Annotated in this window: 12 protein-coding genes; 4 read left to right on the forward strand and 8 right to left on the reverse strand. The window is 72.7% G+C overall.

All coding sequences use genetic code 11. From position 1 onward, the window contains the following. Positions 1-689: 689 nt before the first annotated feature. Both RIN75_RS12945 and RIN75_RS12950 read right to left on the reverse strand, forming a co-directional pair. The gene (locus RIN75_RS12945; RefSeq protein ID WP_309112120.1) at positions 690-1,367 is read right to left on the reverse strand and encodes a response regulator; all 678 of its coding nucleotides are present in this window, start codon (positions 1,365-1,367) and stop codon (positions 690-692) included. Continuing rightward, the gene (locus tag RIN75_RS12950; RefSeq protein WP_309112121.1) at positions 1,364-3,925 is read right to left on the reverse strand and encodes a sensor histidine kinase KdpD; all 2,562 of its coding nucleotides are present in this window, start codon (positions 3,923-3,925) and stop codon (positions 1,364-1,366) included. The genes RIN75_RS12945 and RIN75_RS12950 overlap by 4 nt, the downstream gene beginning before the upstream one ends. Positions 3,926-4,102: 177 nt before the next feature. On the opposite strand from RIN75_RS12950, the gene RIN75_RS12955 reads away from it, so the two are divergent. After that, the gene (locus tag RIN75_RS12955) at positions 4,103-5,767 is read left to right on the forward strand and encodes a PHP domain-containing protein (RefSeq protein ID WP_309112122.1); all 1,665 of its coding nucleotides are present in this window, start codon (positions 4,103-4,105) and stop codon (positions 5,765-5,767) included. Beyond that, complete coding sequence (locus RIN75_RS12960; protein WP_309112123.1) at positions 5,764-6,252, forward strand: hypothetical protein; 489 nt, start codon at positions 5,764-5,766, stop codon at positions 6,250-6,252. Before RIN75_RS12955 ends, RIN75_RS12960 begins: the two co-directional genes overlap by 4 nt. On the opposite strand, the gene RIN75_RS12965 is transcribed toward RIN75_RS12960, so the two are convergent. Then, positions 6,249-7,811 (reverse strand): hypothetical protein, encoded by a 1,563-nt coding sequence (locus tag RIN75_RS12965; RefSeq protein ID WP_309112124.1) that lies wholly within the window; start codon positions 7,809-7,811, stop codon positions 6,249-6,251. The two genes, RIN75_RS12960 and RIN75_RS12965, sit on opposite strands and share 4 nt — an antisense overlap. Positions 7,812-7,960: 149 nt before the next feature. Between RIN75_RS12965 and RIN75_RS12970 the strand changes: the two genes are divergently transcribed. Next, positions 7,961-8,620, forward strand: coding sequence for a type II CAAX endopeptidase family protein (locus tag RIN75_RS12970; RefSeq protein ID WP_309112125.1), 660 nt, complete (start codon positions 7,961-7,963; stop codon positions 8,618-8,620). On the opposite strand, the gene chrA is transcribed toward RIN75_RS12970, so the two are convergent. After that, entirely contained in the window at positions 8,607-9,725 is a 1,119-nt protein-coding gene (gene chrA / locus RIN75_RS12975; protein WP_309112126.1) for a chromate efflux transporter, read from the reverse strand. The two genes, RIN75_RS12970 and chrA, sit on opposite strands and share 14 nt — an antisense overlap. After that, entirely contained in the window at positions 9,722-10,375 is a 654-nt protein-coding gene (locus RIN75_RS12980) for a helix-turn-helix domain-containing protein (RefSeq protein ID WP_309112127.1), read from the reverse strand. Before RIN75_RS12980 ends, chrA begins: the two co-directional genes overlap by 4 nt. Before the next feature lie 174 nt (positions 10,376-10,549). On the opposite strand from RIN75_RS12980, the gene RIN75_RS12985 reads away from it, so the two are divergent. Beyond that, positions 10,550-11,806, forward strand: coding sequence for a cytochrome P450 (locus RIN75_RS12985; protein ID WP_309112128.1), 1,257 nt, complete (start codon positions 10,550-10,552; stop codon positions 11,804-11,806). Here RIN75_RS12985 and RIN75_RS12990 read toward each other — a convergent pair. The 3 genes from RIN75_RS12990 to RIN75_RS13005 form a co-directional block, all read right to left on the reverse strand. Beyond that, a complete protein-coding gene (locus RIN75_RS12990) occupies positions 11,803-12,393 on the reverse strand; it encodes a TetR family transcriptional regulator (RefSeq protein WP_309112129.1) in 591 nt (196 codons plus the stop codon). The two genes, RIN75_RS12985 and RIN75_RS12990, sit on opposite strands and share 4 nt — an antisense overlap. 309 nt (positions 12,394-12,702) lie before the next feature. Then, the gene (locus RIN75_RS12995) at positions 12,703-13,848 is read right to left on the reverse strand and encodes an MFS transporter (protein ID WP_375295946.1); all 1,146 of its coding nucleotides are present in this window, start codon (positions 13,846-13,848) and stop codon (positions 12,703-12,705) included. An 87-nt stretch (positions 13,849-13,935) separates the two neighbouring features. Then, positions 13,936-14,778: an ankyrin repeat domain-containing protein gene (locus tag RIN75_RS13005; protein WP_309112130.1), complete on the reverse strand. Its 843-nt coding sequence runs from the start codon at positions 14,776-14,778 to the stop codon at positions 13,936-13,938. Positions 14,779-14,803: the final 25 nt, after the last annotated feature.

Below are 14,803 nucleotides of genomic sequence, written 5' to 3' on the forward strand. Positions count from 1 at the left end.
GGCCTGGGCGCAGCCCAACCACGCTTCGGTCCTTTCCGCAACCACGCTTTACCGGTTGCGGAAAGGACCGAAGCGTGGTTGCCTCCGGCAGGCCGTACGGGGGACGAACCGACGCCCTTCCACCCCCGGGGGCCTGCCGCGCGGCGAGCGCCGCTTTTGATCTTTCAAGCTTTTGATCTTGAAAGCGCGCCAGCGCGTCCTTCTTACAAGCGCGAAGCACGTTCTAGAGCGCGAAGCGCGTTCCTCCTCCACGGGCCGGGGCCGTCGATAGCTGCCGTCCCGTCCGGGCCGGCGTGGCAGGGGCAGGTCGGTCAGGGCGTTGACCTCGGCCAACGACACGTTCGCCCGGTTTGCGAGGGGATGACCCTGCCCCGGTTACACCGCCACCGACCTCAACGGCTTCCGAGGCGTCCGCACGCCACGACAGGGGGCGGCCATCGCGATCCACCTCGCGACCCTGCCCGACGACGGACCGACCGGCGGTTTCTTCGACGACGCCGGACCAGTGCCCTGGTGGCACCACGCCGAAGAGTGAGCTGGGACACACCCCGGAACCCCGGCCGAACGCGGTGCGACCACATGGTGCGTCGGGTGCTTCCCCTTTCTGCCCGGCCACGTGCACGCGTGTCCACGCCGGGTCGGTCCGCCGACTCCGACCGGCCCACCGGCCCGGTGTCACACGCGGCGGCTCAGGGTTGGAAGCGGTAGCCGCGGCCCGGGTCGGTGAGCAGGTGTCTCGGGCGGGACGGTTCGGGTTCCAGCTTTCGGCGCAGTTGGGTCAGGTAGACGCGCAGGTAGTGGCCGGCGTCCTCGTGGCCCTCGCCCCACACCCGGCGCAACAGCTCTCGGCCGGCCACCGGCTTGCCGGCGGCCCGCACCAACACCTCCAGGAGCGCCCACTCCGTGGGGGTCAGGTGGACATCGCCGTCGGGACGGTGGATGCGTTTCGCGGTCAGGTCCACGGTGAAAGACGCCGTGCGCACGGGAGGTTCGCCGGTCAACCTGGGCCCGGTTCGCCGCACGGCGGCACGCACCCGCGCCAGGAACTCGTCCACCCCGAACGGCTTGGTCACGTAGTCGTCGGCGCCCGCGTCCAGCGCCGCCACCTTGTCCGCCGAATCCACCCGCGCGGACAGCACCACGATCGGCACCGTGGACAGCTCCCGCAGCGCCCCGATGACCGCCACCCCGTCCCGGTCCGGCAAACCAAGATCCAGTACCACCACATCGGGTGCGCCGGACGAGAAGACCTCCAACCCTGACGACCCGTCCTGAGCTGTCAGGACCTCGAACCCGTGCGCCGCCAGGGTGATGCGTAAGGAACGCAGGATGACCGGGTCGTCGTCCACGACCAGCACTGTGGTCATGCGACCGCCACCTCCGCGACGGGCAGCGAGATCACGATCGTCAGGCCGCCGCCCGGGGTGTCCTCCGCCGCGATCGAACCGCCCATGGCGTCCACGAAACCCTTGGCAACACTGAGACCCAGCCCGACGCCGGGCGTGTTGTCCCGGTCCCCCAACCGCTGGAACGGCGCGAACACCGCATCGGCCGTGTTCTTCGGCAGACCCCGGCCGTGGTCGACCACCCGCAGTTCGACGCGGTCGCCGTGGGCGCTGGCCCGCACGGCGATCTCCGGTTCATCCGCGCTGATGGCCCCATCACCGTCCACGTCGACCACGCGGCGCGGGGTGAGCCTGCCGTGGCGCAGGGCGTTGTCGATGACGTTGGCGACGACGCGTTCCAGCAGGCCGGAGTCGGCGAGCACCGCCGGCAGGTCCTCGGAGACGTCGACCGACACCGCCCGCCGGTCGTCGATGCCGGCCAACGCCCGCGCCACCACCTCGTCGAACGTCACCGCCCGCATCAACGGCGCAACAGCCCCGGTCGCCAACCTCGACGAGTCCAAGAGGTTGTCCACCAACCCCGCCAGCCGGTCCGCCGAGACCTCGATGGCCTCCAACAGCTCCGCGGTGTCCTCTTCGGACAGTTCGATGTCTCGCGCCCGCAGGCTCCCGATCGAAGCCTTGATCGACGTCAACGGCGTGCGCAGGTCGTGGCCGACGGCCGACAACAGAGCCGTGCGGAGTTCGGTGGTTTCGGCTCGGCGTTGAGCGTCGGCCGTCTCGGCGGCCATCCGTTGTTGCCGCAACGCCATCAGGGCCTGGCCGGCGGCGGCTTCCAGCGCGCGCTGGTCGCCGGCGGGCAGGGTCCGGCCGCGCAGTGCCAGGTGGACGTCCGGAGTCACCGGCACGTCCACGTCCGCCTCGTCGGGCTCGTCGCACGGGCGCGGTCCGACGCACGCCACCCGCTCCCACCCCCCGTTCCGGCGCTCCAGCAGGGCCACCGACTCCAGCCCGAAGTTCTCCCGCACCTTCTCCAACAGCCGGGCCAGCGGGAACGGGCTGGTCAGCACGGTCCGGGCGTAGGAGGCGAGCAGCGCGGCCTCGGTGCGCGCCCGCGCGCCCTGCTCGCCCAGCCGCGCGGCCCGGTCCACGACCAGCGCCACCAGCACCGCCACCACCAGCATCGCCACCAGCGTGACCAGGTTCTCCGGCGTGGCCACGGCAAGGCTGTAGTACGGCGGGGTGAAGAAGAAGTTGAGCAGGCCGGCGCCGAGCAGTGCCGCGCCGACCGCCGGGCCCAGGCCGCCGACCAGCGCCACCACCACCGTGGCCAGGAAGAACCCGACCAGGTCGGTGGAGAAGGTCAGCCCGTCGCGGGACAGCACCCCCACCCCGGTGACCGCGAACGGCAGCAGCACGGCCAGCGCCCAGCCCAGCAGCACCCGGCCCCGGGTCAGCGGGCTGCGGCCGACCCGCCAGCGGGGACCGCGCCGGGCCTCGTCGTGGGTGACCATGTGCACGTCGATCGGCCCGGACTCCTGGATCACCGCCGCGCCGATGCCCTCGTCGAACACCCGCGCCAGCCGCGCCCGCCGGGACGTCCCGAGCACCAGCTGGGTCGCGTTGACCCCGCGCGCGAACTCCAGCAGCGCGGTCGGGACGTCGTCGCCCACGACGGTGTGGAAGGTCGCGCCCACGTCGTCGGTCACCTTCCGGGCCCGGGCCAGCGACTCCGGCGACACCCCGGTCAGCCCGTCACCGCGCAGGACGTGCACGACCAGCAGCTCCGCGCCCGCCCGGGCGGCGATCCGCCGCGCCCGCCGGATCAGGGTCTCGCTCTCCGGACCGCCGCTGACCGACACGACGACCCGCTCCCTGGCCTCCCACGTGTCGGTGATGCGCTGCTCGGAGCGGTAGCGCAGGAGCGCGACGTCGACCTGGTCGGCCACCCACAGCAGGGCCAGCTCGCGCAACGCGGTCAGGTTGCCGACCCGGAAGTAGTTGCCCAGCGCCGCGTCGATCTTGTGGGCCGCGTAGACGTTGCCGTGGGCGAGCCGCCGCCGCAGCGCCTCGGGGGTGATGTCGACCAGTTCGACCTGCTCCGCCCGCCGGACCACCTCGTCGGGCACGGTCTCCCGCTGGCGGACCCCGGTGATGCGCTCGACGACGTCGTTCAGCGACTCCAGGTGCTGCACGTTCACCGTGGACAGCACGTCGATGCCCGCGTCCAGCAGTTCCTCGACGTCCTGCCAGCGCTTGGCGTTGCGCGAACCGGGGACGTTGGTGTGGGCGAGTTCGTCCACCACCGCCACCTCGGGCGCGCGGGCCAGGACGGCGTCCACGTCCATCTCGGTGAACTCAGCGCCCCGGTGGTGCAGGCCCCGGCGCGGCACGACCTCCAAGCCCGCGAGCAGCTCCGCGGTCTTCTCCCGGCCGTGCGTCTCGACCAGCCCGACGACCACGTCGGTGCCCCGCTCCCGGCGTCGGTGGGCCTCGCCGAGCATGGCGAAGGTCTTGCCCACGCCGGGCGCGGCCCCGAGGTAGATCCGCAGCTCACCGCGCTTGCGTTTGCCTTCCACGCCCCTCAGTGTGCTCGCCCCCCGAAAGCGGCTCAGCGCGACCATCACCACACGCAAAGACCCCGTGAAGGCGGAAGTGTTCACCTGGTGTTCGCGCTTCCACACCGCCGGGTGGGACGCCCGCTGACGAATACTCCTGCGCGGGCGCCGTCCGGCCGCGAACGGGGGAGTTTTCGCATGTCACACGACCACGACCACCACCACGAGCCCGTCGAGGGCAGTTGGCGCGACGGCGAGGACGACCGGCCGCTGTCGGTGGCCCGCCGCCGGTTCCTCGCCGGCCTGGGCATCGCCGTCGCCGGCACCGCCGCGCCGGCCGGCACCGCCGCCGCCCACGAGCCGGACGCGCCCCGCCGCCCGGTCAACCCGTGGGGCTCGCGGGACCGCTGGTACGGCGGCGACCACCACATCCACACCAAGTACTCCCCCGACGGCCAGTACGAGGTCGCCCAGCAGGTCGCCAAGGCCCGCGAGCACGGCCTGGACTGGGTGGTGATCACCGACCACGGCGGCGTGGCGCACCAGAAGTTCTCCGTCGACCTGGTCGCGCCGGACATCGAGAAGGCCCGCGCCGAGCACCGGGGCACCCTGGTCTACCAGGGCCTGGAGTGGAACATCCCGGGCGCCGAGCACGCCACCGTGTTCCTGCCGCCGGGCCGGTCCGCTGTGGACATCCTGCGCGCGTTCGAGGCCGCCTACGACGGCGGCGTGCTCTCCGCCCCGGTGGACCGCAGCGGCAAGGGCCTGATCGCCCGCGCGACCAGCGCCGACGGCGAGCCCTACGCGCTGGCGGCGCTGCGCTACCTGGAGGCCCAGGTGCTGTCCGGCCGCACCGAGATCGCCCTGATGTTCGCCAACCACCCGGCCCGGCGCGGCGTGGACAGCCCGCACGAGATCCGCGGCTGGCGGGACGCGGCCCCCGGCGTCGCGGTGGGCATGGAGGGCGCGCCCGGCCACCAGGCGGCGGGCCTGAAGTCCGGCCGCGCCGGCGCGCGCGGCTTCTACGAGGCCTCCCCCAACCAGGACAGCTTCCCCGGCTACGCCCCGACCGCCGCCGAGAACCCGTACCGCACCTACGGCGGCTTCGACTGGATGACCGCCAAGGTCGGCGGCCTGTGGGACTCGCTGCTGGCCGAGGGCCGGCCGTGGTGGGTCACCGCCACGTCCGACAGCCACCAGAACCACCTCGACACCCACACCCCCGGCACCGGTGACCACAACTCCACCGGCACCCGCGGCGCACCCGTCGACACCGGCAAGCCGCAGGTCTACGGCGACTACTGGCCCGGTGTCTACAGCTCCACCCTGGTCGGCGCCGGCTCGCGGTCCTATGTGGACGTCATGCGGGGCTTGCGGGCGGGCAAGGTGCTGGCGGTGCACGGCCGCCTGGTCGACGGCGTGGACGTGCGGGTCCGCTCGGACCTCGACGGGCGGGGCGTCACCACCGGCGGCCGGACGTTCGTCACGCGGGGTCGCGATGTCGAGGTCACGATCGAGGTGCGCCTGGCGCGCCGGCCCAACTTCGGCGGCGAGATCCCGCGCCTGGCCAAGGTCGACCTGATCGGCGGCCCGGTCACCGGCCCGGTGGCCGACCGCGACACCCTGTCCGCGCCGCACACCGAAGTCCTCAAGACCTTCGAGGTCGCCCGGACCGCGCGTGGCGCCATCCGCTTCACGCACACCTTCCGGAACGTGGAGAACGCCTTCTACCTGCGCCTGCGCGGCTCGGACGGCAACCGGCTGACCAGCGACGGCGGCCCGGTGATGGACGTGGTGGGCGACGCGGACCCGTGGACCGACCTGTGGTTCTACGCCAACCCGATCTTCATCGACGTCGTATGAGCCGCTGGCTGCACGCGGTGCCCGAAACCGACCCCGGGCACCGCGCCGCCCACACCGACGCCCTCCTCCTGGCGGCCTTGGCCCCACTGGCGGTGGAAAGCGCTTTCACCCACGTCGACCGCACCACCGTGGTGTCCCGCCTGGCCCTGACCGCACTGGTCACCGGCGAAGCCCCGACAACCGTCCTGGGCGGCCGGGTCGTCGAGGCCGCGGGCCCGCCCCCGGACGGCCGGTGCATCCGATTCCCCGGTCAGGACAGCCTGACCGGCGTCCACACCGCCGAGGCGATCGTCACCGGCTCGGCCATCGACGAGGTCGTGGGCGTCGGCACCGCCGTGTCACCCGATGACCTCGTTGACACCCAAGGCTTCCTCCGCCCGACGCTGACCAACGGCCGGCTGGTCCTGCTGGTCGAACCGGCCGCCGGCGGCGTCCTGCGCCCCATCGAATCCCGCGACCCGCACGAGTGCTGCGGCGGCCACTAAGGCACCAGAAAGGCGACCAGAGCCGCGACCGCCACCAGGGTCGCCACACCCCGACCCATCCGGTACCCGTACCCGGTCAGCCCGCGCACCACGGAACTCCACGCCGTCACCGCCGGCCCCGCCCACCCGGCCGACCGCGCCCGCTCCGCGTACCGCAACCGCTGCTTCTCCACCAGAACGGCCGCCGCCTCCGCCTCCCGCCCGTCCGCGCGCAGCACGGCGGCCAGCTGGTCGTAGGCGTCCGGCGTGAACCGGACCGCCGCCGTCCGCAACTGGAACAACCGGCGCTGCACGGCCACCCGGTCCTCCAGGCGGGGCTCCAACCGCCGGTAGCCGAACCCGGTCAACTCGACACCGCCGCGCGCGCTCCACAGGAACCCGTTGTCCAGCAAGGTCGCGCACCGCGCGTCCCGCAGGTCGACCCGACCCCGGGGCGGGCCCTCCACGGCCAGGTCCAACTCGCAGGTCACCAGGCCGCACGCGTCCAGCCGGGCGCCCAGGTGCGCCCCGCGCAGGTCCACCCGGCAGCGCACGGCCACGCCCGCCAGGCTGACCGCGCCCTCGACCGCGAGGCTCCCCAACCGCAGTTCCCCGCCGACCCGCAGACCGCTCAACTCCAGCGCCCCGGCCAGTTCCGCCCCGGACAGGTCGACCTGGCCCCCGACCTCGGAGCCGGTCAGCCGCACCGCACCGGCACCGCGCAACTGCTCCAGGTCGACGTCCCCGGTCACCCGCGCCCGCATGCCGACCAGGTCGTGCAGCTCCGCGCAGGACGCCCGCAGATCGCCGCCGATGCGGGCGTCGACGAGGCTCACCGCCGAGCGCACCAACGCGAACGCCAGGTGCACGTGCCCGGCCACCCGCGCGCGGTCCAACCCGAAGCTGTCCGCCGAAGCCATGCCCAGCACCAGCGAGCCCCCGACGAACCCGCCCACCAACGACAACGACCGCGCGGACGCCTCGGTCAGGTCCACGTCCCCGGCCAGCCGGACCCGGTCCGCGTCCACCACGCCGACCCGGGACTGGCGCAGGCACAGCGCCCCGCCCACCTTGGCGTCGGACAGCAGCAGCGAGCCCTCGGCGGTGACACCGATGCGGACCTCGTTCTCGCCCAGCACCCCGCCGGCGACACGCGCACCGCGCAGGTCCAGCGACACGCCGTCGACCTCGCCCAGCGCCGCGCCCGCCAGGCGCACGTCGCCGCCCACGGACAGCCGCCGGGCCAGGACCGCGCCGATCCGGCTGTCCTCCACCGACACCTCGCCGCCGACCTCGGCGTCGCCCAGCTCCACCGCGCCGCGCACCACCGTGCCCGCGAGCACCACGTCACCCCGGCACCGCAGCCGCCGCGCGTCCAGCCCCGGCAGCTCGCAGCCGTGGAACTCCAGCCCGCGCACCGCCGCCTCGCGCAGCACCGGCGCCTCGTCGAACGTGCACCGCACGAACCGCAACGTGCTCGGCGGCGCGTCGGTCAGGTCGAGCACACCGGTGACCCGGGCGCCGACGACCTCCACGTCCTCGCCCACGAGCTGTGCGGCCGGGACCTCCCCGGTCGTCATCCCCACCGTCCCCCTTCGGCCCCGGCGTCACCGGGGGTGGGGCGAATGCTAACGGTGCACATGCACCTTCCGCTCCGTTCCGATGCGGAACACGCCCGACACTTCCCTTTAACCCGCGCGCTATCCGCGGCTCGGTAGCGTTTGCGCCCGTGTCCGTTCCGGTACGGCTCAAACCCGCAACTCGGCTCTACCTCGCCGGCGAGTTCGCGGTGGTGTTCTTCGGCCTGGTGATCGCCTACACCCTGCTGTGGCGCGGCACGAGCCCGATCCCGGTGCTGCTGGTGCTGGGCGCGGCGGTGGTGTGGCACCTGCTGCGCACCGGGTTCGACCGGCGCTCGTTCTGGCGCCCGGAAGCCCTGCGGGGGCAATGGCGACCGATGCTCATGTTGTGGACGCTCACCGCGGCGGGCTGCGCGGCGGCGGTCGCGGTGCTCACGCCCGACGCGCTGCTGGTGCTGCCGCGCGAGCAACCCCTGCTGTGGGCGGCGATCGTGGTGCTCTACCCGCTGCTCAGCGTGTACCCGCAGGAACTGCTGTTCCGGGCGTTCCTGTTCCACCGCTACGAACCGGTGTTCGGCCCGGCGGGGACCGCGGTGGCCGGCGCGCTGGCGTTCGGGTTCGCGCACATCGCGTTCGGCAACTGGATCGCGGTCGCGCTGTCCGCGGCGGGCGGCTGGATCTTCGCCACCCGCTACCGCGAGACCCGGTCACTGCTTGTGGTGTCAGTGGAACACTCGTTGTACGGGCTGCTGATGTTCACCGTGGGCCTGGGCCAGTACTTCTACCACGGCACCGTCACAGCGAACTGATCAGCGCGCCCACCGCACCCGCGACCAGCAACGCCGACACCACGCCACGCTTGAGCAGCAACAACCACACCACCGCGCCCGCGAGCACCGCGAACTGCCACGGCTGGTGCAGCGACAGGGCCAGCGGGAGGGTCGAGCCGCCGATCGCGCCGACCGCCGCCGAGCCCGCGCCGGTCAGGAACGCCTGCGCCTTCCTGTTGTCCCGCAGGCGTTCCAGCTTCGGTCCACCGAAGACCACGAACAGGAACGACGGCGCGAACGCCACCACGCTCGCCAACAGCCCGCCGACCAGCCCGGCGGCGGCGTAGCCGACCACGGCGACGGTCTGCACCACCGGTCCGGGCGTGATCTGGCCCAGTGCCACCGCGTTGAGGAACTGCGCGTCGGTCATCCAGCCGTAGGTGTGGACGGCGTCGCGCTGCATCAGCGGGATGATCACGAACCCGCCGCCGTAGGACAGCGCACCGACCTTGGCCGCCACCCAGGCGACGCCGAGCAGCCCGCCGCCGGTCGCGGGCAGCGCGAGCACCACCGGCCACGACCGCCGCGACGAGGGCGCGTGCACGGACACCTCGACCAGTCCGGCGATCAGCAGCACGAGCACCAGCCACGGCCCGGTCACCGCCGCCGCCACCGACCCGGCCACCAGGTAGGCGATCCACCGCAGCCGCGCGGCCCTGTCCACCACCCGCTTCCAACTACCGGGCACCAACCCCCACGCCGCGTGCAACGCCACCGCCGGCACCGCCGCGCCCGCACCGGCCGCCGCACCCGTGACCCAGGCGGGCGGGTTGTCCGCCAGGAACAACGCGGCCAACGCCAGGATCACGATCAGCCCCGGCACGATGAAGCAGAACCCGCCCACCAGCGCGCCGGCCGTGCCGCGCAGCTTCCACGCGCACAGGATCGCCAACTGGGTCGAGGCGGGGCCGGGCAGCAGGTTGGTGGCCGCGATGCCGTGCTCGAACTCGGCTTCGTCCAGCCACTTCCGCCGCGTCACGCACAGGTCGCGCAGCAGCGAGATGTGCGCGGGCGGCCCACCGAACCCGATGCACCCGATCCGCCCCCACTCGCGGGCGATGGTGCCCAAGCCGACCTCGGTCACGCGGCGCTCGCGATCGCCGCGAGCCGGTCGACGCGCTCGGTGAGCTGCACCAAGACGTCCTCCAGGTCTTGTTCGGTGTGCGGGTCGGGGACCGACCAGTGCACCGCGCCGCCAAGCTCCTCATAGGCCTTGTCGCACACCGCGACCACGAGGTCGTCTTCCTCGACGACGTCCCGCACGTGCGCGGTGGTCTCCCGGTCCAGGCGCAGGCCGTGCCGGCGGGCGACGGCGAGCGCGCGCGGGTTGATCCCCGGCCCGGGGTGGGTGCCCGCGCTGGTGGCCGGGATGGTGCTGCGGGTGCGCCACACGGCGGCGGCCAGCGGCGAGCGGGCCCCGTTGCGGGTGCAGACGAACACCACCCGGGGCGCGGTGACCGACGGCGTGACGCGCAGGAGGTCCAGCGGGGCGGGCAGGAGCCGGACGTAGGCGCGCCGCCCGTCCGCGTGCGAGCGGGCGCGGTGCACCAGGCCGACGTCGCGCAGCACCTTCAGGTGGTGGGCGAGCAGGTTGGACGTGAGGTCGAAGGCGTGCGCCAACTCGCCGGGCGACCGGTCGCCCACGGCGAGCAGGTCCACGATCCCCAGTCGCACCGGATCGGACAACGCGTGGTGCAGCGCGGCCCGCACCCGAAGGTTGGTGTCAACTTCCATTGAGGCAATCCTCGCTGAGGTGCTTCGCTGACGCAACAGCCGCCACCGCACGCTCGTAAGTCGACGAAGCTCTGCCTAAAAACCTGCACGCCGTGCAGGTTCGTCGGTACTGTGGGTTACCAACACCCTGAGCAACGACCCGATCACGCACCGGGTCGGGAACAGGACTCGCGGATGACCAGCCCCACCGTGTCCCGTGGACCCAGCCAGGACCGCCTGGCCCTGCGCCTGCCGCCCGAGTACACCGAACGCGCCCCCGGATGCCCGTTCGACCCGTCGACCCGGCTCACCGACATGGGCGCCCAAGGCCCCGTGCACCAGGTGACCATGGGCGACGGCGACACCGCGTGGCTGGTCACCGGCCACGAGGAGGCCCGCGCCGTGCTGGCCGACCCCCGCTTCAGCTCCGACCGCTTCCGCAGCGAACGCGTCCTGCGCAAACTGCCCGAGCCGCTGCGGTCGCGGATGACCGACCCGGCGGTCCGGGCGGGCAACTTCATCACCATGGACGCCCCCGAGCACACCCGCTACCGGCGGCTGCTCACCGGCCAGTTCACCGTGCGGCGGATGCGCCGACTCACCCCGCGCATCCAGGAGATCGTCACCGAGCACCTGGACGCCATGCTCGCGTCCGGCAAGCGCGCGGACCTGGTGCAGGCGTTCGCCCTTCCGGTGCCGTCCCTGGTGATCTGCGAACTGCTCGGGGTCGCCTACGAGGACCGGGCGCAGTTCCAGGAGCGCTCGGGGACCCTGCTGAGCCTCAACGCCCCGCCGGAGAAGGTCGTGCAGGCGTCGGACGAACTGCGTGCCTTCATGCGGGGGTTGGTGCAGTCGAAGCGCGCCGAGCCGACCGACGACCTGTTGTCCGGCTTGATCACCTCCGCGCCGGACCTGACCGACGACGAACTGGTGGGCATTTCCCTGCTGTTGCTCATCGCCGGCCACGAGACGACCGCGAACATGCTGGCGCTGGGCACTTTCGCCCTGCTGGAGCACCCGGAGGAGCTGGAGAAGCTTCGCAACGACCCGTCCCTGATCGACGGCGCGGTGGAGGAACTGCTGCGCTACCTCGCGATCGTCCACCTCGGTCCGGTGCGGACGACGCTGGAGGAGGCCGAGATCGCCGGGGTGCGGGTGCCGGCCGACGAGACGGTGATCATCAACGTGCCGGTGGCCAACCGCGACCCGCGCGTGTACGGGGATCGCGTCCAGTTGGACGTGGGCCGGGGGCGGGTGTCCCACCTGGCGTTCGGGCACGGCATCCACCAGTGCCTGGGGCAGCAGTTGGCGCGGGTCGAGATGGCGGTCGGGTTCACCGAACTGCTGCGCCGACTCCCCGGGCTGCGCCTGGACCTGCCGGCATCGGAGGTGCCGCTGCGGTCGGACATGCTGGTGTTCGGCGTGCACAGCCTTCCGGTCGCCTGGGACTAGCGGCGGAAACCGGCGGCCAACTGGTCGATCATGGTGTTCACCAGGTCGACCAGCGGCCGCTGGTCCCCCGTGTCCAACCACTGGGTGACGACCACGCGCACCGACGCCATCACGGTGGCCGCGAACATCATCGGGTAGAGGTCGACGGCCGGGTCCACCCCGACCCGCTCCCCCACCACGCCCGCCAACGCCCGTTCCTGCGCGTGGAACGCCGCGAGTTGGGCGGGCAGCAGCGTCGGAGTCCGCCTGAGCAGCCGCAACTGCTCCAGCTTCGCCCGGTCCACGTGCTCGGGGAGGATGTCGACCAGCGCCCGCCGCAACGCCTCCAGGACCGGTTCCTCCTCCGGGCGGTCGGCGAAGGCGCGCACGAAGGCCTCGGCGGTGGCGACGTCGCCGGCCACCACCGCTTCCTCCTTCGACGAGAAGTAGTTGAAGAACGTGCGCAGCGAGACCCCGGCCTCGTGGGCCACCTGCTCGACGGTCACACCGTCGACGCCGCGCTCCAGGCACAGGCGGAGCGCGGCGTCGGCGAGGGCGGTGCGGGTGGCCAGCTTCTTGCGTTCCCGCAGTCCAGCAGGTCGGGTCATGGCGCATAACTTAGACCGCTGGTCAACGAGGTGCGGGGTCGGTGCGCGCCGGGTCGGTCGCGCACCGGGTCGGTCGCGCGCCGGGTCGGTCGCGCGCCGGGTCGGTCGCGCGCCGGGTCGCTGCGTGCCGGGTCGGTCGCGCGCCGGGGTCAGTGCGTGCCGGCCATCTCCGCGGCGAGGCGTTCGTCGCCGCTCTGGGTCTTGAGCGGCTTCTCCTTGATGAACAGGACCGCCACCAGGGCCAGCACGGCGATGGGCGCCCGATCAGAAACAGCTCGGCGGTGGCCGTCGCGCAGATGTCCTGGATGATCACCAGGGCCTCGCGGGGCAGCTTGGACAGGTCCGGGACCTCGTTCGAGCCGCCGGCCGGGGGGCCGAACTTCTCGGCGGACAGGCGGTCACCCGGTTGGCCAGCACCGCGCCCAGCACGCTCACGCCGATCGCGCCGCCCAGGGAGCGGAAGAACGTCAGCGTGGACGTGGTCGCGCCCAGGTCCTTGGCCGGCACGTCGTTCTGGGCCACCAGGACCAGGTTCTGCATCAGCACGCCGACGCCGACGCCCAGCACGGCCATGTGCACCGACACCATGAACACGCTGGTCCGGGCGTCGACGGTGGCCAGCAGCAGCATCCCGCCGACCATCACGACCCCGCCCGCGACCAGGAACACCTTCCAGCGCCCCCACTTGGTGATCAGACCGCCGGCCACGGCCGAGGACACCAGCAGGCCCAAGATCAGCGGCAGGCTCATCAGGCCCGCCTGGGTCGGCGTCTTGCCCAGGCCGACCTGGAAGTACTGCGACAGGAACACCGTGCCGCCGAACATCGCGACCCCCACCAGCGCGCTGGCCAGGGTGGTCAGCGACACCGTCCGGTTGGCGAAGATCGACAGCGGCACGATCGGGTCCGCCGCCCGCGACTCCACCCACACCGCCAGCGCCAGCAGCACCAGGCCGCCGACGACCATCAGCGCGGACCAGCCGGACAGCCACTCGAACTGGTTGCCCGCCAGCGTCGTCCACACCAGCAGCGTCGACACCCCGGACACGATCAGCGCCGCGCCCAACCAGTCGATCTCGACCTCCTGGCGGACCACCGGCAGGCGCAGGGTGCGCTGGAGCAGGAAGATCGACGCCAGGGTGAACGGCACGCCGATGAAGAAGCACCAGCGCCAGCCCAGCCACGACGTGTCGACCATGACACCGCCGATCAGCCGCCCGGCGACCGTGCCGACCCCGAACACCGCGCCGAACAGGCCCGCGTACTCGCCCATGTCGCGCGGCGGGATCCCGAAGTAGTTGAAGAACGTCCGCGCCGAGACGTCCGCCGCGGCACTGATGTCTTCGACCGTCACGTGGTCGAGGCCTCGCTCGGCGGCGAGCGTGACGGCGGCCCGTGAGAGCGCGTCCCGGGTCAACCGCTTCTTGCGGTCGCGCAGGCAGGGTTCGCTCTTCACTCGAACAGCGCACGAAGGAAGCTGCACAGACTGCAACTTTGCAGCATGTGCACCTTTGTGATCCTCGCGACTAGGGCAGTCGCGCACTCACTGCCGGGCCGGCAGCGTGTCGATCTCGGGATCGCCGGTCGGGGCCGTGTGCTGCGTGGGTGCGCCGGCCTCCAGGAGCAGGGCGACCGTGGCCGGGTAGTCGCCGTCGTCCGTGCGGTTGTTCAGCGAGCCCCAGATCGCGCAGTCCAGTGGGGTCGGGCCGTCCTCGTCGAACGCCTTGTCCGCCAGGTCCGCGCCGCGCGCCACCAGCAGGCGGACCGTGTCCACGCGGCCGTTCATGGCGGCCTGGTCGAGCGGGGTGAAGTTGCTCCAGCCGCGGGTGTCGACGGGGAGACCGGCGTCCAACAACGCTTCCACCACCGAAACCCGGCCCAGGCCGGCGAACTGGCCGAGGATCCAGCCGTAGTCGTCGCCCTCGGGCAGGCCCAGCGCGGGCGGGCGGGCGCGGGGCAGGGTGGTGGACTCGCCGCGGGCCACGGCGAGCACGGCGCGGTCGACGTCGTCCAGGTCGGCGGTGGCGCCGTGGGAGCGCAGCAGCTCGTACGCCTCCAGGTGACCGCACCGGGCGGCCAGGGCCAGCGGGCGGCGGCCCACGTCCCAGCGGTCCCACGGGAGGTTCACGTCGGCGCCGGCGTCGAGCAGCATGGTCAGGATCCGGGTGCCCCGGCCGCGCACGACGGCGTGGTGCAGGCAGCGGCACTCGTCGACGTCGACGCCCCGGTCCAGGAACCACCGCAGCCCCACCGCGTCCTCGAAGTCCAGCTTGTGGTTGACCATGCGCTCGAACCCGGGCCGGTGGTGCTCCTCCAGCAAGGCCGTGCCGGCGCTCTCGCAGGCGTGGTAGAAGGCGTCCTCGTCGGACAGGTGCGACGTCCCCATTCGCCCGATCGTAGGCCACCCGACC

The sequence above is a fragment of the Saccharothrix sp. genome, assembly GCF_031180885.1.
Taxonomy (GTDB): domain Bacteria; phylum Actinomycetota; class Actinomycetes; order Mycobacteriales; family Pseudonocardiaceae; genus Actinosynnema.